27 protein-coding genes and 1 pseudogene are annotated in these 25,220 nt (G+C 40.9%); 6 read left to right on the top strand and 22 right to left on the bottom strand.

Features of this window, described 5'->3' with window-relative positions:
* Nucleotides 1-159 precede the first annotated feature (159 nt).
* From CRECT_RS07355 to CRECT_RS07280, 17 genes and pseudogenes are all read right to left on the bottom strand, one after another.
* Nucleotides 160-962: pseudogene (locus CRECT_RS07355) on the bottom strand (IS1595 family transposase).
* 482 nt (nucleotides 963-1,444) lie between these two features.
* Complete coding sequence (locus CRECT_RS13055; protein WP_002945234.1) at nucleotides 1,445-2,707, bottom strand: methyl-accepting chemotaxis protein; 1,263 nt, start codon at nucleotides 2,705-2,707, stop codon at nucleotides 1,445-1,447.
* A gap of 12 nt (nucleotides 2,708-2,719) precedes the next feature.
* Complete coding sequence (locus CRECT_RS07345; protein ID WP_002945218.1) at nucleotides 2,720-3,223, bottom strand: PAS domain-containing protein; 504 nt, start codon at nucleotides 3,221-3,223, stop codon at nucleotides 2,720-2,722.
* Between the two features lie 20 nt (nucleotides 3,224-3,243).
* Nucleotides 3,244-4,494, bottom strand: coding sequence for a type II secretion system F family protein (locus tag CRECT_RS07340; protein WP_002945232.1), 1,251 nt, complete (start codon nucleotides 4,492-4,494; stop codon nucleotides 3,244-3,246).
* Nucleotides 4,491-6,248: a GspE/PulE family protein gene (locus CRECT_RS07335; protein WP_002945226.1), complete on the bottom strand. Its 1,758-nt coding sequence runs from the start codon at nucleotides 6,246-6,248 to the stop codon at nucleotides 4,491-4,493. The genes CRECT_RS07340 and CRECT_RS07335 overlap by 4 nt, the downstream gene beginning before the upstream one ends.
* 98 nt (nucleotides 6,249-6,346) lie before the next feature.
* The gene (locus tag CRECT_RS07330) at nucleotides 6,347-7,246 is read right to left on the bottom strand and encodes a hypothetical protein (protein ID WP_002945206.1); all 900 of its coding nucleotides are present in this window, start codon (nucleotides 7,244-7,246) and stop codon (nucleotides 6,347-6,349) included.
* Complete coding sequence (locus tag CRECT_RS07325; protein ID WP_002945219.1) at nucleotides 7,239-8,060, bottom strand: ATP-binding protein; 822 nt, start codon at nucleotides 8,058-8,060, stop codon at nucleotides 7,239-7,241. Before CRECT_RS07325 ends, CRECT_RS07330 begins: the two co-directional genes overlap by 8 nt.
* Nucleotides 8,050-9,591 (bottom strand): pilus (MSHA type) biogenesis protein MshL, encoded by a 1,542-nt coding sequence (gene mshL, locus CRECT_RS07320; RefSeq protein ID WP_171992702.1) that lies wholly within the window; start codon nucleotides 9,589-9,591, stop codon nucleotides 8,050-8,052. Before mshL ends, CRECT_RS07325 begins: the two co-directional genes overlap by 11 nt.
* Nucleotides 9,569-9,991: a hypothetical protein gene (locus CRECT_RS07315; protein ID WP_100067277.1), complete on the bottom strand. Its 423-nt coding sequence runs from the start codon at nucleotides 9,989-9,991 to the stop codon at nucleotides 9,569-9,571. The genes mshL and CRECT_RS07315 overlap by 23 nt, the downstream gene beginning before the upstream one ends.
* Nucleotides 9,970-10,632 (bottom strand): type 4a pilus biogenesis protein PilO, encoded by a 663-nt coding sequence (gene pilO / locus CRECT_RS07310; protein ID WP_002945200.1) that lies wholly within the window; start codon nucleotides 10,630-10,632, stop codon nucleotides 9,970-9,972. Before pilO ends, CRECT_RS07315 begins: the two co-directional genes overlap by 22 nt.
* The gene (locus CRECT_RS12640) at nucleotides 10,632-11,345 is read right to left on the bottom strand and encodes a hypothetical protein (protein ID WP_227932238.1); all 714 of its coding nucleotides are present in this window, start codon (nucleotides 11,343-11,345) and stop codon (nucleotides 10,632-10,634) included. The genes pilO and CRECT_RS12640 overlap by 1 nt, the downstream gene beginning before the upstream one ends.
* Nucleotides 11,346-11,380: 35 nt before the next feature.
* On the bottom strand, nucleotides 11,381-12,145 hold the full coding sequence (locus CRECT_RS12635; RefSeq protein ID WP_227932237.1) for a hypothetical protein: 765 nt from the start codon (nucleotides 12,143-12,145) through the stop codon (nucleotides 11,381-11,383).
* A gap of 100 nt (nucleotides 12,146-12,245) precedes the next feature.
* The gene (gene era, locus CRECT_RS07300) at nucleotides 12,246-13,127 is read right to left on the bottom strand and encodes a GTPase Era (protein WP_002945222.1); all 882 of its coding nucleotides are present in this window, start codon (nucleotides 13,125-13,127) and stop codon (nucleotides 12,246-12,248) included.
* The gene (gene hslU, locus CRECT_RS07295) at nucleotides 13,124-14,446 is read right to left on the bottom strand and encodes an ATP-dependent protease ATPase subunit HslU (protein ID WP_002945203.1); all 1,323 of its coding nucleotides are present in this window, start codon (nucleotides 14,444-14,446) and stop codon (nucleotides 13,124-13,126) included. The genes era and hslU overlap by 4 nt, the downstream gene beginning before the upstream one ends.
* 7 nt (nucleotides 14,447-14,453) lie before the next feature.
* On the bottom strand, nucleotides 14,454-14,987 hold the full coding sequence (gene hslV, locus CRECT_RS07290) for an ATP-dependent protease subunit HslV (protein WP_002945207.1): 534 nt from the start codon (nucleotides 14,985-14,987) through the stop codon (nucleotides 14,454-14,456).
* On the bottom strand, nucleotides 14,988-15,434 hold the full coding sequence (rplI, locus tag CRECT_RS07285) for a 50S ribosomal protein L9 (protein WP_002945216.1): 447 nt from the start codon (nucleotides 15,432-15,434) through the stop codon (nucleotides 14,988-14,990).
* Between the two features lie 13 nt (nucleotides 15,435-15,447).
* On the bottom strand, nucleotides 15,448-16,671 hold the full coding sequence (locus tag CRECT_RS07280) for an argininosuccinate synthase (protein WP_002945181.1): 1,224 nt from the start codon (nucleotides 16,669-16,671) through the stop codon (nucleotides 15,448-15,450).
* A 166-nt stretch (nucleotides 16,672-16,837) separates the two neighbouring features.
* On the opposite strand from CRECT_RS07280, the gene CRECT_RS07275 reads away from it, so the two are divergent.
* The 4 genes from CRECT_RS07275 to CRECT_RS07260 are packed head-to-tail and all read left to right on the top strand — an operon-like array spanning nucleotide 16,838 to nucleotide 19,464.
* Entirely contained in the window at nucleotides 16,838-17,083 is a 246-nt protein-coding gene (locus CRECT_RS07275) for a S4 domain-containing protein (protein ID WP_039888435.1), read from the top strand.
* Entirely contained in the window at nucleotides 17,080-17,481 is a 402-nt protein-coding gene (tsaE, locus tag CRECT_RS07270) for a tRNA (adenosine(37)-N6)-threonylcarbamoyltransferase complex ATPase subunit type 1 TsaE (RefSeq protein WP_002945212.1), read from the top strand. The genes CRECT_RS07275 and tsaE overlap by 4 nt, the downstream gene beginning before the upstream one ends.
* Nucleotides 17,474-18,202 carry an LPS export ABC transporter ATP-binding protein gene (lptB, locus tag CRECT_RS07265; RefSeq protein WP_002945224.1) on the top strand — a complete coding sequence of 243 codons (729 nt, stop codon included), beginning with the start codon at nucleotides 17,474-17,476 and terminating at the stop codon, nucleotides 18,200-18,202. Before tsaE ends, lptB begins: the two co-directional genes overlap by 8 nt.
* Nucleotides 18,202-19,464 (top strand): RNA polymerase factor sigma-54, encoded by a 1,263-nt coding sequence (locus tag CRECT_RS07260; RefSeq protein WP_002945192.1) that lies wholly within the window; start codon nucleotides 18,202-18,204, stop codon nucleotides 19,462-19,464. The genes lptB and CRECT_RS07260 overlap by 1 nt, the downstream gene beginning before the upstream one ends.
* A gap of 96 nt (nucleotides 19,465-19,560) precedes the next feature.
* Here the strand turns inward: CRECT_RS07260 and CRECT_RS07255 are convergent, their stop codons facing one another.
* From CRECT_RS07255 to CRECT_RS07235, 5 genes are all read right to left on the bottom strand, one after another.
* Nucleotides 19,561-20,010, bottom strand: coding sequence for a hypothetical protein (locus CRECT_RS07255; RefSeq protein ID WP_216657914.1), 450 nt, complete (start codon nucleotides 20,008-20,010; stop codon nucleotides 19,561-19,563).
* A 267-nt stretch (nucleotides 20,011-20,277) separates the two neighbouring features.
* Nucleotides 20,278-21,093 (bottom strand): adenylosuccinate lyase, encoded by an 816-nt coding sequence (locus CRECT_RS07250; protein WP_002945210.1) that lies wholly within the window; start codon nucleotides 21,091-21,093, stop codon nucleotides 20,278-20,280.
* Between the two features lie 35 nt (nucleotides 21,094-21,128).
* Nucleotides 21,129-21,851: an arginyltransferase gene (locus CRECT_RS07245; protein ID WP_227932235.1), complete on the bottom strand. Its 723-nt coding sequence runs from the start codon at nucleotides 21,849-21,851 to the stop codon at nucleotides 21,129-21,131.
* Nucleotides 21,845-22,066 carry a hypothetical protein gene (locus tag CRECT_RS07240; protein ID WP_002945178.1) on the bottom strand — a complete coding sequence of 74 codons (222 nt, stop codon included), beginning with the start codon at nucleotides 22,064-22,066 and terminating at the stop codon, nucleotides 21,845-21,847. The genes CRECT_RS07245 and CRECT_RS07240 overlap by 7 nt, the downstream gene beginning before the upstream one ends.
* Entirely contained in the window at nucleotides 22,059-23,522 is a 1,464-nt protein-coding gene (locus CRECT_RS07235) for an acetyl-CoA carboxylase subunit A (protein WP_002945183.1), read from the bottom strand. Before CRECT_RS07235 ends, CRECT_RS07240 begins: the two co-directional genes overlap by 8 nt.
* A gap of 453 nt (nucleotides 23,523-23,975) precedes the next feature.
* Here CRECT_RS07235 and CRECT_RS07230 point away from each other — a divergent pair, with 453 nt between their 5' ends.
* Entirely contained in the window at nucleotides 23,976-24,377 is a 402-nt protein-coding gene (locus CRECT_RS07230; protein WP_002945213.1) for a DUF4156 domain-containing protein, read from the top strand.
* Between the two features lie 13 nt (nucleotides 24,378-24,390).
* Nucleotides 24,391-25,206, top strand: coding sequence for an SEL1-like repeat protein (locus tag CRECT_RS07225; RefSeq protein WP_002945201.1), 816 nt, complete (start codon nucleotides 24,391-24,393; stop codon nucleotides 25,204-25,206).
* Nucleotides 25,207-25,220 lie beyond the last annotated feature (14 nt).

The raw sequence follows: 25,220 nt of genomic DNA, 5'->3' as shown, positions 1-25,220 counted from the left end.
AAACACCGCGCCTAGAGATCGCAAAATTCTTGCTTTTTTCGCCTTGCTACCGCTGTTTTATATCTTATTTTTGAACAATTATAAAAAGCTTAAATTTATCGGGCATTGTATTTTGTGAATTTTGGTTATTGGAAATTTGCAAAATCGGCTATTTGTATTTTAAAAAGGCTCAATTAAACTTAATCGGATTTTTAGCTGCGACTCCGTCTTGCTACTTATAAGACCTCTTATCAATTTTAATAGTTTCTGATATAAGTCTTCCTGTGTAAGTTTTAGTATTATATCTAAACTCTACTTCGCTACACTCGTAGCTGCATTTTGCTTGCTACTGATAGCACTCTCTTTGAGAAAAAGTTTTCTATACCGTTTATATGGTTTTACCGTTTGTGTTTTGTAGAGTAGCAAACTAAAATTTATTTTTTGAGTGCTTTACTCTATAATGAGCTAAAGCTGCGTAATCTACTAATCCGTCATAAGCTTTCCAGCAATCAGAGTAAATCACGCTTTCATATAATTCGCTAAACTCCGATAGTATCGGTATCAACTCGCTAGCAGAGCAGTTTTTAACTATTTGAGTATAAACTCTGCCGTCTCTTTTAAGCATACCGAATACCGAAGTTTTATTTGCTGCACCTCTATCTCTTTTTCCTCTTACTCTCTTAGCTCCGAAGTAGCTTTCATCGATTTCAAAACAAGCGAAAACGGTGCTGCAAGCAGGTTTATAAAGCGAAGTTTTCTAGGCGAGTGTGCGAGCTGGAAATCTCACTGCTAAATTTACTTATTTTTAACTTCGCTACGCTCGTTACTTTTCAAGACCTCGCACTCTTTAGACATAAGAATTCTTATTTCTCCAAAAACTTTATATAGGTTACTTCTGAAATTTTAGTTAAATTTGATATCTTTGATGCTTCTATATCCTCTGCGAAATACTTTAAAATCTCTCTAAATTTAGGCTCTAAAATCTAAAAACGGACTATATGCTTGTTTTTTAAATTTGCTATGCTCGTTACTTACAAGAACATAGTTCTCATTGTAACTTACTGCTTCTTTGTGTGAGTTTAAGTTAAAGAGAGCCTTAAAAATAATATAAACGGATTTTAGGTTTGTAAAAATGGCGATTTATTTGCTGCAAAAATATACGAGATCTTGGTAATTTTAGTTTTAAACATTACATAAATAAATATGCAAAAGTATATCCTAACGGCTTTTGTATTTTTCTATAAATCAGGCAAGCTTGCTTAGATAGGCGTTATTTTTGCCGAAGAAAAAAGCGGATGGGCGAAAAATACTTTTCCGGAGATTAGAATTTCTTGGACTTCTTAGTGTGTTTTATTTAAATTTACGAATATTTTTAATAAAGAAGTAGTGAGCAAATTTAGGTCAAGAGCTATAAATATTTTTGACTTAAATTTAAGTGTTGTATTTTATAAAATTTTATAGAGCGTTACTTTACGCTTTCTTCTATGGTCGTGTCTATTATTTTAAATATTTCTTTGCTTGCTTGCTTTACTTTGGTAAATCTATCGACGAATTTCTGGATATCGTTCATATGGTAACCGCATTTTGACTCCTCTAAGTTGGCTTTTACGAGGTCGCTTATTTGTTTTGCCGGAACGCTTGCTTTTTCAAAGCTTTTCGAGTTTGCAAAATATACGGCTGCATTCTCGTACCATGCATTCAAATTTTGTGCTTGTTTTTGCATGTTTTCGTCGTCGCCTCTTTCGTTGATGACGTTTCCGTATGCGGTTTGTAAATATGTCACGCGATTGATCTTGCCGATGATGCCGATGGCTTTATTTTCGACATATTTTGAGATTTTTGCGCTTTGCATTGCGCCTTGGCTAAATACGTTTACGGCGTCTTTAAATTTAGACACGCTCACGTTTGCAACCTGTGCGATTTGCGTGATTTTGTTGGAATTTTCGTTTAGATCGTTTGTTTGCTGCTGTAAGGTTTGGATGTTTATGCCGATTTCGCTCGTAGCTTTTTGCGTATTTTCGGCTAGCTTTCGAACTTCGTCTGCAACCACGGCAAAGCCTCGCCCGTGTTCGCCTGCTCGCGCAGCTTCTATTGCGGCGTTAAGAGCTAGCAAATTCGTCTGCTCGGCGATATCTTTGATCAAATTTACGACAGATGAAATCTCTTCGGTCCTGTGGGTTAAATTTTTAATAGCTTCGGTAGACTCCGTGATAAGATGCTCAAGGTTGCTCATATTGGTGCTAAGCTCGTTAACTGCGGACATGCTTTCGTTTGCTTTCACGGAAGTATCCTGCGCCATAGTTGAAATTTCGGTTAGATTTTTAATGCTTTGGTTAAGGTCATTTTGCACCTCTAAAATACCGTCGTTTCCGTTGCCGAGCTCGCCGAATTTCTCAGACAATATACCTCTGGTTTTGCCCTTTTGCCCGGCTTTTATACCCTCGACGCCCTCGCTCATAGATATAGCGTTGCTTCTAAAAAGACCGCGAAAACCTTCGATAAAGATATTTCTATAGGTTATTCCGTTTTCGGCCGATTTTACGCAGGTACCCATCTCTCTTTGCAGGGCTTCGATTTGATCTAGCAAATCATTGATACCAAGCGCGATTTTGCCGATCTGCGAATTTGGGTCGATCTGCAAGATTCTAGGCTCTAAAAAGCCGTTTCTGGCCTGCTCGACCACATCTAAAATTTCATCGTAATTTACTTTTTCTTTTTTAAAAAACATATTTTCCTCGATTTATAGTCTTTGTAAATCATTCATTAGCTCATCATAACTTTTATTTTTTTCTCGTAAAATATTATCAAGAAGCTCCGATGAAGCATCTATACCACCGCCCTTTTCAGCTTCAAGAAGTTGCTTGTAGAGCGGGATAATGATTTCTAGAGCCTTTGGATTTGGTTTACGTCTAACCGAATAGTAGCCTATGATATTGCCGTTTTGATCAAGCGAAGCTGTGACATTTGCAAAAACCCAATAAAACGAACCGTCAAAGCTTTTGTTTTTTACATAAGCAAATACTTCCTTTTTGTTTTTTATATATTCCCATAAAATTTTAAAGACTATGCGCGGCATATCGGGATGCCTTACGATATTGTGAGGTTTGCCTATAAGCTCATCGCTTCTTGCCCCTACTATTTGCATAAAAGGAACATTGCAGTAGGTTATTTTACCTTTAGTATCGGTTTTTGACACCAAAAACGCGTCGCTACTAACCTGACGTTCTTGCGAATTATTTTGCATTTATCTTCCTACTTCAACTATTATTGTCGCCCTTGAACGGCATTTCCAAGATCCCACATAGGCATAAAAATACCAAGCGCCAAAAGTATAACCATACCTGCCATAAATAAAAGCATAATCGGCTCCACATAGCTTGAAATGTTATCGACTAAGTCGCTAAATTTAGCTTTATAATAATCTGTTATCTTTTCAAGCATAGCATCTATCGCACCGCCTTTTTCACCCGCGCTTAACATCTGTATCAGCATGCTTTCATAAAGCTGGGTATCTCTAAAGGCCTCCGTCAAGGATACGCCTCTTGAAACCGCCAGTCTAATCGTAGCGAGTTTATCGTGTATATCTTGGTTTTCTACCGTTAATGTCGCTGTCTCAAGGGCGTCAGCGATAGGAATACCGGCTCTTACAAGCTCGGTAAAAATAAGATTAAACCTGTTCATAGTCGAGTAGAATATGATTTTATTGATCAAATAGACTTTTAACATAAATTTATCAAATTTGTATTTAAAGTCATCATTTTGCTTATACATATATTTTATGGCATATATGGCAGCTATGAAACCGGCCAATATATATAAACCGTAATTGCTCAATGCGCTTTCTATGGAAAGAAGTATGACGGTAGGAACCGGTAAATTTGCTCCAAGCTGTTCAAATATTTCCCTAAACTGAGGAACGACGAAAATCATTAATATAACAAAAGCTATAGCCATAGCCGACATTACTATGATCGGATATCTCATAGCTTTTTTAAATTTTCTTTGATTTTCCCAAACTTCATGCAAAATTTCGGATAATTTATGTAGTGACTCGGACATATTACCTGTGCTTTCGCCAAGCTTAACCATAGCTATGACGACATCTCCGAGCTCGCCCTTAAATTTTGTTATAGCATCGGTAAGGCTTTGACCTTGGTTGAGGTCGTCATTTAAGGTTGCAAATATGGCCTTAAGCCTCTTGTCTTCGGTTGATTTTGATACTTCTTTGATGCTATCGTGTATGGAAATTCCCGCATTAGTCATAACGCTTAGTTGTCTAAAGGCGGCTATTAAGTTATTTATTTTGATTTTTGAGCCACCGAAAAAAGTAGATACTTTGTTCATTAGATCGGCAAATTGTTCTTCTAGCGGGACGTTTTTGGTTTCTCCAACTTTTACCACTACGCCAGCGTTTTTTGTTTTTGCTATGGCTTGTGCTTCGCTTCTATTATTCGCCTTTAAAGTCATCTTTTGGCGACGACCATTGGCCATATATTCAACTTCAAAAAATTTCATACTTTAGCCACCCTAAATATCTCATCTATTGTCGTAACTCCTCTTGCTGCTCTTATAATACCATCTTTAAACATATCTATAAAATGCTCTTCATACGCCACTTTTTTTATATCTTCTTTTGTAGTACCGTTTGCTATCATCGCTGAAATTCTGTCGCTTATCGGCAAAACCTCGCTTATCATCTCTCGTCCTACATAGCCGGTTTGAGAGCACTGATCGCAACCGACGTGTTTATAAAACTGATAATCTTGCGGTAAAAAGTCTTGAAACTGTTCTTGTAAATTTGATGGTAAAACGGTTTTTTGCTTACAATTTGGGCACAATTTGCGCACGAGTCTTTGAGCTTCTATAGCTACTAATGCGCCGCTGATTAGATAAGGTTCTATTCCCATATCGGCTATTCTGGTTACGGCGCTTATCGCGTCGTTTGTGTGGAGTGTTGAAAATACCAAGTGACCTGTAAGTGCAGCTTGAATAGCTATACGAAGCGTTTCTTGATCTCTGATCTCGCCTATCATTATAATGTCGGGATCTTGCCTCAAAATTGAGCGAAGGGCTGAGGCAAAAGTAAGCCCGACTTTTTCATTTACGTGAACCTGTTGTATCATATTTAGTTGATACTCTACCGGGTCTTCAACGGTTATGATTTTTGTCTCAACGCTTTTTATATCGTTTAATGCGGCGTAAAGAGTGGTTGTTTTACCGGAACCGGTTGGTCCCGTAACCAAAATAATACCGTAAGGGGCCTTCATCGCTTTATTAAATTTATCAAAAGTATTTGGGTGCATGCCTAAATTTTCAAGACTGATTAGCACTTTTGATTTATCCAAAATACGTAAAACTATACTTTCTCCATGAAGTATCGGCAAAGTGGAGATACGGAAATCATACTCTTTTCCTGACACTTGAGCGGAAAAGCGTCCGTCCTGAGGCTTTCTACGCTCTGCTATATCCATATTTGAAAGCAGTTTCATACGTGAAACCAAAGGAGGAAAAAGGTCCTTATCAAAAATAAATAGCTCAGCCAACATACCGTCAATCCTGCCTCTTACGACACAGTTTGTTGTTGTGGCTTCGATATGTATATCGCTTGCACGGCTTACTATCGAGGTTCTTAAAATTACTTCGATTAATTTTAATATGCCTGAGCTATTTTCGTTGGCATTTGCGCCTACTACCGTTGTTGACGATAGCTCTTTTCGGATTTCGGCAACTATGCCTTTGACGCTATCGTTTAACTCGACTTTGCTCAAATATTTATCTATTTTTGAAGGATCGGCTATAGCTGTTTTTAGTAGTTTTCTATTAAATATCGCCTGGAGTCTATCTTGTCCGGATATATCAAAAGGATTTTTAAAAGCAACATATACGGCGATCTCATCTTCTTTTATCGGTAGCGCCTCGTATGTTTTTAGCTGATTTAGCGGAACCTTTTCGCAAAGTTTATAATCTATATCGATATTGTCCAAATCGATATATTCAAATCTAAATTTAGTCGCTACGGATTTTAAAAAATCCTTTAAATTTAAGGCGAAATTTTCTATTATTTCATTGAGAGTAATGCGTTGTTTTTTGTATAGCTCGCCAAGTACATCATATATAGTGTCGTTTTGTAAATTTGGCGCTTCTTTATGAAGGACCAATTCAAAATCTTTTTTTTCTTTTAAGGCTGTTTCTATATTTATGTATTGTACTTGTGTTATAAGATTGTTTTTTAAAATATCTGTTAAAAATATTTCATAAATTTTTTCCACAAGGATATCCTTTTATGCTTTTTAAGATAATAAAATATAAAGTGAGAATATTAATTATATTCTCACAATTTTTAATGGCTATTTTAAGACGTATGGCCTTACAGAACCGTATCGTCTTCTATTTGTCTCATAAGATCTTCGACGCTTGACGAATTCGCCTTATCGTTGTATATCTTAAGAACGCTTATGGCATCATCTTTTTGCTTTAGATTGTATTTTGACTTTGCAAAAATTATCCAACTTTCTTCGTTATTGCTATCAAGTTCGTTGGCTATCAATGCCCATTTTTCACTATTTTTATAGTCTTTGATGTCATAGTATCTTCTTGCAATCAGCACAGCAATATCCGAGCTATTCGACTTATCGAATTTAGCCGTTAATTCATCTACCGAAATTTCTGAATCAGAGGATTGAATTTGAAATTTATTTAGATTTTGCAAACCACCCATATTTTTTGCAACCATAGGCTTTTCGGAATCAAAATTTATTATTTCTTCCGTCGGAATTTTTACTGCAACTTGCTTGCCGCCTATATTTTTATGCATATTAACCGACTGCGAATCTTGCGGCATATCGGTTAAATTTACCCAGCCGTGCTGTTGAATTTCGGTATTTGCATTATCTAGCGTATCTTCATTGGCTATACTGTTGTTTTGAGTATTCGAAATGTTTTCTGTTCCGCCAAAATTATCGGAATTTAGCAAAGTATTATTGCTTGGATCGATTTTTTGTTCCGGCTCAATATTTTCGGAATGTTTTATATCGTTTTTATTGCTTTCTTTTATATCGTTACTTATCGTTGTGCTACTAATATTGTTATTTAGTAACGAGTCTTTTAATAAATAAAAAGTAAGCGACGATACGGAAACCGATATAGCTAAAACAGCAGAAATAGCGTATATGTAGTTCTTTTTATCTGAAAACTTAAACTCTCTTCTCTTTTTGTCGTAGGCTCTCCATCGCCTTTCTAACTCCAATACCTCATATGTCTCAAGCATCTATAAGCTCCGATTTGATGGCTGCCATCTCTAAAATTTTTGTTACCATTTTGTCACCCCCTATGATAGTTGGTTGATTTGCGTCAAAATATTCGTAAAGTTCAAAAATATTAAACATTAGCTTATTTAACATTCTTAAATTTCCTTGACTTAACTCATTTAAAAGTTTAAACTGCTCTTCCGTAAATTTTAAAAATATATAAAAAAATTGACTGTTTTGAAGTTTATTTTCTAGATAAACTTTCATCTCCTCGGTATCGATAGAGCCCATTTCTATACTTTCCCACACTCTTGATTTAAAATAATCTCTTGATAATACATCTTTATCAATGGTCTCATGTGTGGCAAATAAAAATTTAAATAACCCGCTATCCGACATTATACGAATTTTTTCTAATAAAATTTCAGGATAAAGCTGTGACTCGTCAAGAATAACAATAATTGGTTTTTTATCTTGATTGTTGTCGATCTTAGCTTCGTATGCTTTTATAAATTGCTCGTAACTTTCAATTTTTTCTTGAGATTCTTTCTTAAAAATTCCTTCGTATAACGATTTTACAAATTCTGTCTCATTAAAAAACGGATACGGGAAAAAAATAATATCGTCGCGGTCTTTAAGATCGCTGACGATTTTTTTTAGTAAAAACGTTTTCCCGCAACCGGGTTTGCCGCAAAACAAAATCAGTTTCGCCGGCTTTTGAAGTAAATCCAAAATTTTTTTATATGCAATAATAGACTTATCTAAATTTATATAGTTATTTTCGCCAGCAACGTCAATAAATATATTTTTAAGAGTAGTGTATTTATTGCCCATATATTGACCTTGAAAAACCTAAATCTTTAAGAGATTGATTAACCGGAGTGGCATTTGATACGTCAACTATTCTTGGAGTTATTATAAATACAAGCTCTGTTGTTCTAATGTTATCTTTTGTGCTTTTGAATGCATTTCCAAACACCGGAATATCTCCCAAAAACGGCACTTTTGTATTTTCTTTACCTTTCGATTGAGCTATAAGTCCGCCTAAAACTATTGTGTCTCCGCTATTTACTTGAACAACCGTAGATAGTTTCTTTTGTATAGTATCGGGTGCGATTTCTCTTATTTTCGTGCTTTGTCTTACGTCATCTTCGTTGTATTTAAAGCTACTAAGAGACGGGTTAATGCGCAGCATGATTTTATTATCATCCGAAACTTCGGGCAAAATATTTAGTAATATTCCTATAAAAACCGAATATTGTTTATATGTTATAGTGGTTTTGCCATTTAAAGAATTGTTGTTTTGGCTTTCTTCTTGGACACGGTAATTCACGTTATCGCCTACCGAAATTAAAGCCTGCTGGTTGTTTAATGTCGTAATCTTAGGGCTTGATATTACTTTCGTTTTTCCGTTTGTCTCAAGAAAATTTAATACACCATCAAGATTAAAATTAAAACCGGACAATAGACTTAGCTCTCTATTAAAGCCTCTGCTGAAACTGTTTCCTCTATTTGACCAAGTGAGGCTTCCGCCATTGCTATTTTGTTCCGAGAAAAGCGGTATACCATTGGCAAGACCCGTTTTAAAGCCTATACTAAATTTACTCCAATCAATACCTTTTGTGTAGCTATTTGCCAGCTCAACCGATACTATGGAGACATCTATGATGACTTGTTTTTTAAGTCTTTCTTGAATATCTTTAATGTAATCTGATACTCTTCTTAGTTGCGCTGCGGTTCCCGTCACGGTAACTAAACCGGCATTTGCGTTAATAATAGGATCTGGCGCAACTATACTTTCTGTCGTATTGTTTAGAATAGCTTTGATCTCGGTATCTAATTTTTCCCAGAAATCAAATTTTTCAATAGTCCTTATTATGTTGTCAAGTTTGCCGCCGCCTTTGGTGACATCTGCTTCACCATCGTCTTCCGTTTCGCTTCCAACTTCAATAGGAGCAGAATCAACCGAAGCCTTTGTAATGGCGGTTCCTTCTCTAACCGATGTTATGTAATCAATTTTAAAAGTTTTGGTTTGAAGAGATGAAATTTTTAATATATCTTGAGAAAAAGTATAGCTCATATCTTTTTCAGACAGTAAAAGACTAAAAATTTCATTTAATGTTTTATCTTTTATGTTGATTCCAAAAAGCGGTTCGCTTATGGCGTCTTTTGCAAATTGATCTTTTGTAACAACGCTAAAATGACACATATCGGATAGTTGCGTTAAAATCTCTTGAACGGAAACTTGCTCATTGATTTTGAGGTTAAAAACTCTTTTTTCGCAAGTGTTAGCGTTTGCCGCCGTTAATGAGAATGCAGTTATGATAGATATTGTAAAAATTTTATTTAATTTTAATAACGACATTTTTATTTGCCCCTTTTGTCAAATTTAAGTCAATTTTTTCATCTTTGCTTATCAAAGTAACGCTCTTAGAACTAATATTTGCCAGTTCATATTCGCCCACATTATCCTTTGCCTGATACCATTTGCCATTGATCTTGGCTTTGTTATTAAAAATAGCTTGCAAAGCAAACGTATTGCTAAAAGAGCTATTGTTGTCATGGTTTGCGGCTTTTGTCCTTATAAAAGGATCGGATATATTTTTAAGTTCCGATTCGTCTAGACCTTTGCGCTGCTCATTGATTGCACTAAAAATCTCATCATAGTGCTCTATCTGAGTTTGAGAGTTGTCTGCTAGAGATACCGAGCAGAGCATCAATAGAAAAAATAATGCGCGAGTTTTCATTGATATTTCATCCCCCATATATAAATTCCCATGTTTCCTTTGAGCTTACCGTCGGTAGAATTTATATCTATGCCGTTGATATCCACTACCAGTTTTGATTCTTCGATAGCGTTTATATAGGCTATGATATCCTTATAATTACCGTCAACCGATACGTTAATATCAAGTATTTGCTCTATCTTTTTCGCATTTGGTTCTTTAAAGGTATTTACGATCTTTGTTATTTTTACGTTATTTTTATTTGCCAGAAACGCTAGGCTATCTAAAAAATCAGCCCAACTTTGTTCGTTGAAAATTAGATACGATAGCTCTCTTAGTTTATCATCAAAATATTGATTCGTATTTTTAGCATCTGCGAGTTTTTCTTGTTGCTGCTTTAGCCTGTTTTGTTCTTGATTTATTTTAAAATTTCTATCGTTATTTCTATCGTTATTTTGACTTACTCCATCCAAAAAGCTATTTACTTCGTCGAGGTCTTTGGTTATTTGAGCATTGCTCGCCATTGAACTGTCAAAATAGTCTTGGGCGTATTGTATAATGGCATAATATATGATTACGCCCGACAATACAAGTGCTACGAGTAGCATCATTGTAACTTCGCTTGGCTTTTTTCCGTCGAAATAGTTATCGATCTTTGTAAATGTATTATCTTTTCTCATTATTTAATCTTTATAGTAACGTTTGTTTCATACGATGGCGCTCCATAGTTCTTATCGAGCAAAATTTCTTTTGTCAATATGGAATATCTTTCCGAGTTGCTTACGTTTTGTATAAGCTCCGTTAGCTTCTTTTCATCTTTGCTAACTAGGGTAACTATCATATTTCTATCCGAGTTATTGATTTTTGCAGTCTGTATGTCTTTGTTGTTTATTAAGTTGCTAAGCTCAAATAGTACGACGCCTTTCATAGGATAGTTGACTTTCTTGTCATAGATTTCGTCGATAGTATTTTTTCTAAATTCTATCCTCTCTTTTTCTACCTCGATTAGCTTTGAGGTATCTAAAATTTGCTGCTCAATAGCCGCCAAAGCCGCTTTTATTCTAGTTCTGTCCGCATCATTGATTTCATATTCGCTCTTTTTGTCTGCGGTATCTATATCCGTTATGATTCCGGATACGTAAAGATATAGCGGATGCAATGAACCGATTAACAATCCGGTTAGTGCATACATCATAAGTTTGCCGCTATTGCGCTGAAGTAACGGAAGCGGACGCAAGAAATTTGAGAAGTTAAAATCATTTTCCTGAGTTTCTTTGTAATATTGTGCATTTATTACCATAATGCTATGGATGTTATTTACTTCTACTTCTTTTGAATTTATAGCGATATTTAGTTCAAGATTTTTGGTGGATATATTTAGTTTTTCTTGCATAAATTTTGCAAAATCGCCCATAATAGCATCGGACATTATATATATATATTTGAAATATTCGATCCGCTAAATCTACTTAGACTATTTACGATATCGCCTATATAATAAGCTATTTCGTCAAAAATTTCTGTTATTATATTTTTATTTTTATCGTCCGGCGTATCCGTTCCGTCTTTGATAATATTTAAAAAAGCACTATCGTTTAGCTTGTCTCCGCTTAAAGAGGCAAATTTCTCGTTAATATTTTTTATGGAATATCTAAGCGGCCTTGACTGCATATATTCCCCATTTTGATAGACAGCTATAAAGGCATCGTCTTCTTGCATTACCATAAAGGCATCCGTGTCTTGAGCCGCAAGTATATTTTTTTTATATAGCGCGTCAAAAGCCAGCGGCGCAGCGACTACGCAATCTATAAACGGGACTTTTTTTATTGCCAAAGCAAACAACTTGTCGATAGATAGAACATCCGAAATAAATACATTGAAAATTTTAGTTTCCGACGAGATACCCGGAACTTCGTTGTAAACGATTTTGTATTCAACCGAAGGATCTAAGCCAAACTGCTCATAAGCTTTTATGGTTATTAAATTCGACGTATCGTCTTCTTCCGTCGATATCGGAATTTCCACGCTTCCTATCGTGATATCTTTGTATTTAATGTATGATATAAAAAAGCTGTTTTTATTAGCTTTGCTTAATTCCACCGGATAAATTTTATTATTGGAAAAAGCATACGAGGTTTGTAGATATGGATCGTATGTTATTATATTTCCTACATCGCCTTTGTTTTTTGCCATAGTTTTAATTTTCCTTCAAACAAATGTCAATATATAATTGCTCAAAAATAATACAAGCCTGTAATCAACGGTGGTATTATAACATAAAAATCAAGCAAACTTAATAATTATTTAGTAAGTTATTCAGGCTTTTTATAGTTTTTTCGTCTTTGCACCAGTCTTTTTTTACGACTACTACGAGCTTTACGAGGATTTTACGCTCAGTAAAATTTGATATTAATTTTCTTGAATTTATCCCGATTCTTTTGACGGTTTGCCCGTTTTTTCCAATAATTATCGATTTATGTATCTCGCGTTCGGTGATTATCGTGGCATAAATTTCAGTGATTTCCGGTTTTTCTTTGACTTTATCTATGAGTACGTCGGTGGAGTAGGGGATCTCGTCGCTTAAGTTATCATAAAGCGCTTCGAGGATAAATTCGCGAAAAATTTCTTTTTCGTTTGTCGGCGTTAAAAACTCGGGATCGTAAAAATGCTCGTGCTCGGGCAAAAGCTTGCAAATTTCGTCCAAAAGCGGCTTTTTATAGGTCTGTTTTTTTGCGCTAAAAGGTAAAAGCGCGGCAAATTTGTCTTGGAATTTTTGATACCGAGCGATTTTTTCAAGCACTTTGGCGTTTGAGACCTCATCAACCTTGGTAAGCACCAGGATATGGGGTTTTTGAGGATTTAAATTTAAAAATTTGATGTAGTCATCCACATCATCGTGAATGGGCGCCAAAAATACGATCGCGTCGCAGTCGCCCATCGATTTTATCGCTTCGCTTATCATTAGTTTGTTTAGCGTCTTGTTGCTCTCGTGAAGTCCCGGCGTATCGGTAAAAACGATCTGATCCTCGCCGTTCATCACGATACCGCTGATCTTACGCCTCGTGGCGTTTTGCTTGTGCGAGACGATAGTGATCTTCGCACCAAGCAAACAATTTAAAAGCGAGCTTTTGCCCGCATTCGTGCGACCGATGATGCTAACAAAGCCTGATTTCATAAGATATATCTCGCCAAATCTTGATCCTTGACGACGTCCGAGAGACGCTTTTCTACGAGGGCTTTGTCTATCTCTACCGTCTCGCCGCCGTGCTCGTTAGCCTCAAAGCTGATATCCTCGATCACGCGCTCGATCACGGTGTGTAGGCGTCTAGCGCCGATATCTTCCATTTTTTCGTTAGCGTTTTGGGCTATTTTGGCGATAGCTCTGATAGCTTCATCGTTAAATTTAAGCTCCACGTTTTCGGTTTTTAAAAGCGCTTCATATTGCTTGAGTAGCGAATTTTTAGGCTGGGTTAAAATTTGATACAACGCATTTTCATCTAGGCTATCAAGCTCTACTCGCAGCGGAAAACGCCCCTGAAGCTCCGGGATTAGGTCGCTTGGCTTGCTGATGTGAAAGGCGCCCGCGGCGATAAAAAGAATGTGATCGGTCTTTATGGCACCAAATTTGGTCGTCACCGTCGAGCCCTCCACGATAGGCAGCAAGTCGCGCTGTACGCCTTCTTTGCTCGGATCTTGTCTGCCGGAGTTTCCGGAGCTCACCGCGACTTTATCGATCTCGTCGATAAAGATTATGCCTTCGTTCTCGGCTCTTCGCACGGCTTCTGTTTTGATGCTCTCCATATCTAAAATTTTATCGCTAGCTTCGTTTTTTAGCGCCTCTTTTGCGTCTTTTACCTTCATCTCTTTTTTGACGGTTTTGTTGCTTAGGCCGATGATTTTGACGAAGCTCTCTTGCATTTGCGCCATATCGGGCGGCACGTTCGCTCCCGCATCAAAGCTGTTTTGCACGACTTCTATCTCGATGCTAAGGTCGTCTAGATCGCCGTTTTCTAGCCTACTCATCATCTTTTCGTAGCTTTTTTCGTAGTCGGCTTTTTTCTCTTCGCTCGCACCCGTCGGTAGAGGTGGCAGGAGTTTTTTTATTATCTTATCTTTAACGTATTTGTCGATTTTATCGCGGTTTTTCTCGCGCTGTTCGACTTTGACCAAATTTACCGATGCAGCCGCCAGGTCGCGCACCATGCTTTCAACGTCGCGTCCGACAAAGCCTACTTCGGTGTATTTGCTAGCTTCTACTTTGATAAACGGCAAGCCCATCATCTTTGACAAGCGCCTTGCGATCTCGGTTTTGCCCACGCCAGTCGAGCCTATCATTAGGATGTTTTTTGGCATGATATCGTCTTGCATCGTTTTATCCAGTTTCATCCTGCGGTAGCGGTTTCGTAGCGCGATGGCGATGATCTTTTTGGCATCTTTTTGTCCGATGACGTAATCGTCTAAAAATTTCACTATCTCTTTTGGGGTTAAATTCATCTTTTCTCTATTCTAAAACGTAGGTTTTTATGTTCGTGTTCGTGTAAATGCAAATTTCGCCCGCGATCTTTAGGCTCTCTTTTACGAGCTCCTCTTCGTCGATCCGGGCAAATTTATCCAGCGCGCGAGCTGCGGAGAGGGCGTAGTTGCCGCCGCTTCCGATGGCGGCTATCTTGCCGTCTTCGGGCTCTACGACGTCGCCCGTTCCGCTTAAAAGGAAAATTTTCTCGCGGTCAAGCACCAGCATCATAGCTTCTAGCTTGCGCAGATATTTATCCTTGCGCCACTCTTTGCTAAACTCGATCACCGCTTTTAGCAGGTCGCCTTTTGCGTGATCGAGGTTGTTTTCAAACATATCAAAGAGATTAAACGCATCGGCGGTGCTGCCGGCAAAGCCCGCTAGGACCTTGCCGCCGTGGATTTTGCGGATTTTTACCGCATTGCCTTTTAGCACTGTGTTGCCAAAACTCACCTGTCCGTCGCCGCCGATGACCGATTTGTTCTTGCCTTTGTAGGCTAAAATGGTAGTCGCGTGAAACACTTATTCGCCCTCGACGTCTAGTTTTAGCGTGGCGCGCACTGCGTGGCCGAGTTTTACGTCCACTTCGTAGATGCCTGTCGCTTTTATCGTATGTGCGAAGTCAAACGCCTTTTTATCCACCACCAAATGATGATTTTTTTCTAAAGCTTCAGAAATTTCATCCTTTGTCACTGCGCCAAATAGCGCGCCGTTTGCTCCGAGCGGCTTTTTAACCTTGAGCGTGATTTTTTCGATCTCGGATTTTAGTTTTTCTATATTTGCGATCTCGTATTTTAGCTCCTCGGCCTTTCGTTTTTGCTCGGCTTCGTACTGGCGCAAAACATCGGGAGTCGCAGCCTTAGCAAAGCCTTTGCCGATTAGGAAGTTATTTCCGTAGCCTTCCTTTACCTCTTTGATTTCGCCGGCTTTTCCGAGCGATTTTACGTCTTTTATTAGTAGTACTTTCATTTTTATCCTTTATTTAGTTAAATTTGCGTCCGTTTTTGCGTCCGATGATAAATCTTAGCGCGTTTAGCTTGATAAATCCGTTCGCGTCTTTTTGATCAAACACGCTGTCCTCTTCAAACGTACAAAACGCTTCGCTAAAGAGATTGTCCGTCTTGCTGTCGCGTCCTAGCACGATGACGTTGCCTTTGTAGAGCTCGACTTTGACCGTGCCGTTTACGTTTTCTTGGCTCTTATCTATGAGCGCTTGTAGCATAATGCGTTCAGGCGACCACCAGTAGCCGTTATAGATGAGCTCTGCGTAGCGAGGCATTAGCTCGTCTTTTAGGTGCGCCGCGCCGCGGTCTAGCGTGATGCTCTCGATCGCGCGGTGAGCTTTTAGCATTATCGTGCCGCCCGGAGTTTCGTAGCAGCCGCGGCTTTTCATACCGACCGAGCGGTTTTCTACGAGGTCTAGTCTGCCGATACCGTGTTTTGCGCCTAGGCGGTTTAGCTCGGCTAGCAGCGCCGCCGGGCTCATTTTTTTGCCGTTTATGCTAACCGGATCGCCTTTTTCGTAGCCGATTTCTATTATCTCGCTTTCGTTTGGAGCATCTTTTGGGCTTACCGTCCAGCGCCACATATCGGCTTCCGGAGCGTGAGTAGGGTTTTCAAGCACTAAGCCTTCGTAGCTTATATGGAGCAAATTTGCGTCCATAGAGTAGGGGCTTTTGCCCGGTTTCTTTTCTATCTTGATGCCGTTTTTTTCCGCGTATTTTAGTAGCTTTTCGCGGCTGTTTAGATCCCATTCGCGCCAAGGGGCGATGATAGTTAGGTTATCTCCCAGCGCGTAGTAGCCTAGCTCAAAGCGCACTTGGTCGTTGCCTTTGCCAGTCGCTCCGTGGCTCACGCCGTCGGCGCCTACTTTGGCGGCGATTTGGGCTTGTTTTTTAGCTATCAGCGGGCGAGCTATCGAAGTGCCTAGTAGGTATTCGCCCTCGTAGACGGCGTTTGCTCTAAACATAGGAAATACGAAATCTCGCGCAAATTCTTCTTTTAAATCCTCTATAAATATATTTTCGGGTTTTATACCTAGCTCCAGCGCTTTTTGGCGTGCGGGTTCCAGCTCCTCGCCCTGGCCGATATCGGCGGTAAAGGTTACCACTTCGCATTTATACTCGTCTTGTAGCCATTTTAAAATAATGCTCGTATCAAGTCCGCCCGAATAGGCGAGAACGACTTTTTTCACATCTTTTTTCATTCTCTATCCTTTATATTGAGATGACGCGTATTTTAGCCAAATTTGATTAATTTGTTATAAATATTTCCGCTAAAATCGCGTGCACTAAACGTCAAATTTACATTAAATTTAATATGCGATGACGAGGAATTAAAAATTTAAGCCAAATTTGGCTAAAATCGCCGCCATGAGAGTAGATAAATTTTTAAATACCGTAAATATCACAAAAAGGCGCGCAGTCAGCGAAGACATGTGTAAAAGCGGCGTCGTGAGCGTAAACGGCGTCGTCGCCAAACCGGCCAAAGAGGTTAAGATCGGCGACGTGATAACGATTAAATTTTTAACGAGAGAGGCGTGCTACGAGGTGCTGGCGATCCCGGAGACCAAAAGCATCCCAAAATCAGCCCAAGCGCTATACGTAAAAGAGCTATGATAGAGCTAAATTTGGGACTTGGCGAGCTTAGCGAGGTGGTAAAAATTTTACCCCAAAGCGGCGTCGTTATCTTGCAGGGAAATTTAGCTAGCGGCAAAACGACGCTAGTTAAAGCCATCGTAAAGGCTCGCGGCATTGATACGGAGGTTACTTCGCCTACGTTTTCGGTCATGCAAAGCTACGGAGATAAAATTTATCACTACGATATCTATCAAAACGGACTTGACGCGATTTTACAAAATGGACTTTTTGAAAATTTGCTAGAGGAGGGGCTTCACCTGGTAGAGTGGGGCGACGAGCGACTGGAAAAGGCGCTGGCAAATTTGGGCGAAAAATGCGTCAAGGTAGTCATCTCGCCTAGCCAAAAAGGGCGAAAATACGAGGTTTACGGTGCATAAATTAGAAGTAAAAGATTTACAAAAAACGATCAAAAAAACAAACATCATAAAAGGCATCTCGCTGGAGGTCAAAAGCGGCGAGGTAGTGGGCCTTCTGGGGCCAAACGGCGCTGGTAAAACGACGACGTTTTATATGATCTGCGGACTCATCTCGCCAACTAGCGGCAGCGTGTTTTTAGACGGCGCGGACGTGACGAAGGTGCCGCTACACAAGCGCGCGCATATGGGGATCGGCTATCTACCGCAAGAATCAAGTATATTTAAAGATCTCTCCGTCGAGGAAAATTTACTGCTCGGCGCCGAGATCTTATATAAAGACGAAGCCGTTCGCGAGAAAAAAGTAAATGAAATGCTAAATTTGCTAAATATCGAGCCGATACGCCTGCGAAAGGGCGTGAGCCTAAGCGGTGGCGAGCGCAGACGCTGTGAGATCGCTAGAAGCCTCATCATTACGCCTAAATTTTTGCTCCTGGATGAGCCTTTTGCCGGCGTCGATCCGATCGCCGTTAGCGACATACAAAGTATCGTTCGAGATCTAAAAAAGCTCGGCATCGGCGTGCTCATCACCGACCACAACGTCCGCGAGACGCTAGCTATCTGCGACCGAGCCTACGTGATCAAGGACGGCAGCCTGCTAGCTAGCGGCAGCGCGAACGAAGTCGCGAACAACAAACTCGTGCGCACCCACTATCTGGGCGAAGAGTTTAAATTTGTAGAATAATGCTAAAGCAAACTCAAGCTCCCAAAAATAAGCTCTCGCACACGTTGCGCTCGTGGCTGCCGATACTTAGCAGCAGCGTCGAGGAGCTAAAGGAGACGCTTGAGCCGTTTTTAGCGGATAATCCGTTTGCTAGCGTGCAGCAGCGAAATTTAAGCGAGCTACCCAGCGCTGCGCCATCCAAAAAAGAGAAAAACTTTTTCAAAGAAATATCAAAAAACAGCGTAACCGACAATATCGAAAGCTTTAGTGTGGCTAAAACGGGGCTTTATGACAAGCTAATCGAGCAGATAGATAAGCCGCTGTTTCCGACCGAAAAATCCCAAAAAATCGCGATGAAAATAATCGAGTGCATAAACGAGGAGGGCTACTACGAGCCCGAAGCCTTTGACGAATTTAGCGAGGCGGAGATCGAGTCGGTGCGAAAGCGGTTTGCCTACCTCGAGCCCGCTGGCATCGGCGCAAAGGACTACAAAGAGAGCTTTTTGTTTCAGCTTGAGGAGCTAAATTTGGACGAGAAGCTCTTTGAAAGCGCTAAAAAGCTTGCGTTAAATTTCGAAAACCTCTCCCAAATGCGCAAAATCCCGCTCTATAACGAAGCTCTCGCCGTCATCAAGAGGCTAAAAAATCCACCCGCGATCGAGTATATGAGCGAGGCTGCGGCGATCATCCCCGACATCGTCATAGACACGAGCTCGGGCGGCATCGAGGTGCGTATCAATGATGACTTTTACCCCGAGATCGTCATCGACGTGGATGGGCTGGACGAAAAAGAGAGCTTCGTCGCCTCGCGCGTAAAAGAGGCAAAAGACCTCATAGACGCGCTTGATATGCGAAAAGCCACGCTGCGCAAGATCGCCCTCATGCTAGTGGAGTATCAGTATGATTACTTTTTCGGCGGCGACATCAAGCCTATGCGCCTAAAGGACATCGCCGAGGATCTGGGGCGAAACCCGTCGACCATCTCGCGCGGCATCTCAAACAAATACCTAGAGTGCTCGCGCGGGCTCGTGCCTATAAAGAGCTTTTTCTCCGCCGCGATCGACGAGGACGTCTCAAACAAGGCCATCAAGGATTTCGTGGCAAATCTCGTCCGAAACGAAAATCCCGCCAAGCCGCTTAGCGATCTAAAAATTTTGGAGTTTATAAAGAAGGAATTTAACGTCGAGGTCGTCCGCCGCACGATAACCAAATACCGCCTCGCGCTAAATATCGGCAGCTCCAGCGAGCGCAAAAAGACCTATCTGCTGCAATCAGGTAAGTAAAATCTGACGCTTGGAGCGGGGCAAATTTGCCAAGCGACGCAAATTTGAGCGTAAATTTTAAATTTAAGCGAGCTTTTGACGGCAAGGCTTGCGATTTTAAATTTGGTCGTTTCGGCTTCCTTTGCTGAAAATTTTATGCAGTAAGGTATAAAATAGTGCAATAAACATGGCTATCCCAAACATAAAGACAAGTTGAAAAAGCGATATATACTGAAATATCTCAAATTTTGTCGCAAAATCTATCGTAATATCCCATGCCATAAAAGTAACGCCATCCGTGACGATATAGCCCGTATAATACACGTATATAGAAAATATACTAAGCCCAAAAGCAAAAACCAATAGCGGCAGGCCAAAACTTTTTACCTTTTCTTGCAACTCTTTGTCTTGGCGGTAAAGTACCGTATAGCAACAAGTTGCGTAAAACACCATATCTGCGGATAAAATCAACCCTAGCACCCACATATAGCTCGCGTAAAACTCGATTTCCTGCTTAAACGGGCTCACGTCGCTAAAAATTTGGATATTCGGAAAGTATTGCTTCATAAAATTTACGAACTCGCGGCAAATCTCGTAGCGAGAAAGGATATCGCTCGGGATAATAAAAATTCCCAAGGCAAATATCAAATAGATAGCAGCAATAATGTGTATTGTGATTTTATTGTGGGTTTTGTAGTATCTATATAAAAAAATTTTCTTGCAACGTCGTCTCCGATTTAGTTAAATTCGGACGTTAAAACCAAAATTTTGCCCGCGGGGCCAAAACGCAAATTTGATTTAGCGTCAAATTTGTTCAAATTTGAAAAATCAAATTTACTCCGCTCCCGCCTCAAGCTCCTTAAAATACGGCTTCAAGCTCTCGTAGGCGTTTTGGATACGCTGAAACTGCGTTTTGCACTCGTCCAAAAGCTCGGGGCTAAGCGCGGCGTGAAAGTCGGGATGATAGGCTTTAACCAGCTCCAGGTAGCGGTTTCGCACCTCCTCGAAGCTATCGTTTTTATCACATCCAAGCACCGTGAAATGATCCTCAAAAAGGCTAGCAAGAGCAGCAAATTTGGCCTCGTTTTTCTTGGCGTAGATTTTGATGCGTTTTTTAAATTTTTCAAATTCCTCTTCGTTATAGTTAAAGATGATCGAAAATTTCATATATTCGCTTTTGTTAAACAGCTCTTCTAAGCGCGCGCAATCGCCCAAGTTTGCGATATTTAGGGCGATTTGACCCTCGGCGGATAAAATTTGCTTTGACTCAAAACCCCTAATGATGTGCGAGATGAAGGCTTCGTTTGAGCGATCGAAGCTAAATATCGCGCCGCCTCGCACGAAGGCGACATCGACGAAAACCATGGCTTTTAGCGAGTTTGGTTGGATGTAGTGGAGTTTGATGGTTTTATACTCGGCAAAGTTTAAATTTACGTTTTTTAGCTCGTATCTTTGGCAGAGTTTTTTTAGAAATTTGACGAAATATTTGCGCTGAACCTTCTCGTTTTCGTCGTAAAACGACATCACTTTGCCTTTTTGCCCCAGCGTCTTGGCGAAGTTTCGCTTTATGAGCGCTTGCAGCTCGAAAAACAGATCGACGTCCGAGGTTTCTATGCTTAGAGATTCTAGATTTTGACTTACTTTTATCAAATTTTGCCTTTATAAAACGCATTTGAAAGCATTTTTTATTCCGCTTTTTCCCACACGGGCGTTTCGTCTAACGGAACGTATTCGCACAGGTGCTCGTATGGCTTGTAGTCCGCCTTGTAGGCTAGGCTAGGGCAGTCTTTGACGTAGTAGCCTAGATATATCCAGCGCAAATTTAGCTGCCTAGCTAGTAAAATTTGCTGATAGAGCGAGTATCTGCCGATGCTAAGATCCGCAAAATCCGGGTCGTAATAGCAATAAACCGCCGAGATACCGTCGCTAAGGATATCGACGAGATCGACGCCGATGAGACGGCCGCCTACAAAATACGCAATCTCCTTGCCAAACTCCGCGTGCCCCGCGACGTAGAGCTCGTAGTAGCGGCGAAAGTCCAGCTCGTAGTACTTCCACTCGCGCTTTTGCTGCATAAATTTATGATATTTTTTGTATAGCGCCACGTGCGCGTCGTCTATGAGCGGCTTTGTGAGGATGATTTTGGTGTTTTCGTTTTTGCGTATCGTGCGGCGGGCGGATTTGTTAAATTTAAAATTTAGCGCATCGACCCTGATATTTACGCACTCGCTGCAACCCGCGCAGTTTGGCTTGGAGAAATATTTGCCAAAGCGCCTAAAGCCGCGCCTAGCCAGAGCGTCGTTTACGGCAAAGTCGCAGCCGTCTACGTAGCGATACTCCATACGCGAGTCCCTATCCTTGAGGTAGGGGCAGGGGCTAGGCAGGGTGGAAAACGGCACGACTAGCACTTTTTGATATCCGCGTCCTTGACGTAGGCTAGAAACTCGCCCTGCAAATTTTGCTCTTTGTGCGCGATAGCTTCTTCTTTGCTGAAGGTTTTTGACTCGGGCTTTAAATTTTGCTTTGCGGCATTTTTGGCGGCTGAATTTGAGCTCAAATTTGCATTTTGCTCCTTTTGCAGCTCTTTTTTTATATCCTTTAAGCTATCGAAAAAATCATTCATCCGCGTGCTCCTTTAGTTTTCTAGCGTCTTTTACTCTTTGTATCGCGGCGGCGATGGCGGCGATCACCTCTTCGTTGTCCTCGTTGTCTTTGGTTTTCATCTTTTCTAACAGAGAGGGCATCTTATTTTCGACGTAGGACGTATCGAAAAATCCTCGCCTAAAGTCGCGCTCCTTGCTGATGCTGAGCAAAAACGGGATCGTGGTTTTGACGCTGCCTTCGATCGTAAATTCATCCAGCGCGCGTTTTAGTTTATTTACGGCTAGATCGTAGCTAGGGGCGCGCACGATGAGTTTAGCTAGCAAGCTATCGTAAAACGGCGGTATCTGATAGTCTTTATATAGATGGCTATCCACGCGAACGGAAGGGCCTAGAGCGGGGTAGTAGCCGCTGATCTCGCCCGGGCTTGGGATGAAATTTTGCCACGCATCCTCGGCGGTGATACGCGCCTCGATCGCAAAGCCTTGCGTGATGACGTCGCTTTGCTCCATATCTAGGATTTCACCCGCCGCGATGCGGATCTGGCGCACGATGAGATCCACGCCCGTGATCTCCTCGGTCACACCGTGTTCGACTTGGATACGGGTGTTCATCTCCATAAAATAAAAGTTGTTATAATCATCGAGCAAAAACTCGACAGTGCCGGCGTTGGTGTAGTTTACGGCCTTTGCCGCGGCGACTGCGGTCACGCCCATACTCTTTCGCAGACTTTCGCTCATCGTCGGACTAGGCGCTATCTCGAGGATCTTTTGGTGGCGGCGCTGAATCGAGCAGTCGCGTTCGCACAGGTGGATGATGTTGCCGTATTTGTCGCCTAAAATCTGAAACTCGATGTGGCGCGGATTTACGACGTATTTTTCCATAAAAACTTCGTCGTTGTTAAAAAACGCCTTGGCTTCGCGCTTGCAGCTTTCAAGGCTGGATTCCAGCTCCTCTTCTTTCCACACCACGCGGATGCCGCGTCCGCCGCCGCCGCCGCTGGCTTTTAGGATGACGGGATAGCCGATGCGCTCGGCGTATAGTTTGATATTTTCTATCGTTTCGTTGTTTAGCTTTTCGGTGCCGGGCACGATAGGGATGCCGTTTTTATTCATCAGATAGCGGGCGATATTTTTGTTGCCCATTTTGCGGATGACGTCGGCGGTAGGCCCGATGAAAACCAGTCCCGCGTCCTCGACCTCTTTGGCGAATTCGTAGTTTTCGCTCAAAAATCCGTAGCCCGGATGTATCGCGTCCGCGCCGCAAGCCTTTGCGACCTCGACGATGCGCTTGGCGTCCAGGTAGCCCTTGATCGGGTCGATACCGATCTGGTAGGCCTCGTCGGCTATTTTGACGTGCAGGCAGTTCTGGTCGGGCTTGGTGTAGATAGCGACGTTTTTGATGTGTAGATCCTTGCAGGCGCGGATCACGCGAACGGCGATCTCTCCGCGGTTTGCGATCAAAATTTTATGTATCACTTAGCTTTCCTTTCTTTGTTTTTTAAATTTTACTTTTTTGTTTTTTGACGTTTGGCTTTTATCTTTTTTGGGCGCGCGGTTGACGCAAATTCGGCCGTTTGATTTTTGCTTAAATTTTACCGTTTTTCTGCCGATGACGGGCGTAAATTTAGTCTCCGTCGAAAGCGCAAAAAATTAACCGGCTTGTTAAAATTTTATTTTTTGATCTTAGCCGCTTAGATTTGCTCAAATTTAAGCTTCGCTATACGCGGCTCCGCTCTAGGCGACCGATTTTCGCCTGCGTCAAATTTGTCAAATTTAACGCGAATTACAATTCTCGTAACGATAGCATAAAGATTTTTTATAGACGATTAAATTTGCCAAATTCGTCTCGCAAATTTTAAAATTTAAGCCAAATTTACCTTACTTTTTTTGGAAATATAATATTCGCAAAATTTATTTCAAGGAAAGAAGATGAAAATATCAAATTTGACATTAGTTTGCGCGGTTGCGTTACTTGGCGGATGCGGCGCGCCTATGTTTTTGCCAAAGCCGCTGGACGCAAGCGCTCGCGGTATCACCGAGGTTCGCGATACGCCGTATAACTGCAAGGTTTTGGGTGAAGCCGAGGGTAGCGACGACGCGACCGGATACGCCGCAGCGACTTTGGAGCAGGTGAGAAAAGGCGCGCTAAACGACCTAAGAAACGAAGCCGTCGCCGTCGTGGGCGCGGGCAAACGCATAACTCTTTATATATTAGACGAGTGGGCGCTTTGCTACGGCGAGCGGGGCAGGCCGACCAGGTGCCCGCAAAATGCCGTTTATGTAAATAGCTACCGCGTGCGCGCGCAGATATTTGACTGCGGCGAGAAATAGGGTGGGGTGCTAGATGAATAAAATTTTAAAATTTACGCTTTGCGGCTTTGCTTGGGCGATTTTGGCGGTTGGCGCGACGTTTGCGAGCGATACCTCTGCACCTATAAACACGGCTAGCTACAACGCTCTTTTAAAAGAATACTTAAACGGCGCGGGTAGCGGCAGGGATTTTGAAGCGCATAACTTTGAAAAATACGCGAGCGACTTGCAAATTTATTGCCAAAAAGGCGTGCCGTATGCGTGCTACGATTTAGGCTATTTATATTGGTTTGGCGTAGGCGTGGTTAAGGATCAAGTAAAGGCAGAAAAACAATATTTTCGGTTTGTTGATCGCTTTGATAAAGAAAAAGGTGAGGATATTATAAAAAAAATTAACGATAAAACAAAGTATATTTTGGAATATTCTTACAAAATGAAAAATCGTAATGATGAGGAAATTTTAAATTATATAAGAGCCGAGCAACTGGCTTCTTTTACGGATTGCGTTTTTAAGAAAAATGAACTTTTTATAAGAGACGGTAACACGTATTCAAGAGATGACGATTCGTGCTTGAATGCTTTTTTGCTTCAAAGGTTGCTACCTGCCGATATGCTCTATACTTATGAGATATTTGGCGATAAAAGGATGGATAAGGATGCTCTTACGAAAATGCTTTTAAAAGCCGAAGCGCGCAAAAACGGATTTGTGGGCTCGGAGCTATTTGGACTACTAAGATATATGTATTTGCCGGCCGGGGGCTTTAAGGAAGGATTTTTTAAAGATTTATTTGGTGACGATACGCTAAATTTAAGTCAAACTCAAGAAAAAAGACAAAATTTAGAGCGTTAAGTGCTCTAAATTTT

Origin of the sequence: Campylobacter rectus (assembly GCF_004803795.1) — a bacterium.
Taxonomy (GTDB): domain Bacteria; phylum Campylobacterota; class Campylobacteria; order Campylobacterales; family Campylobacteraceae; genus Campylobacter_A; species Campylobacter_A rectus.
This window is presented reverse-complemented; position numbering and strand designations above follow the sequence as displayed.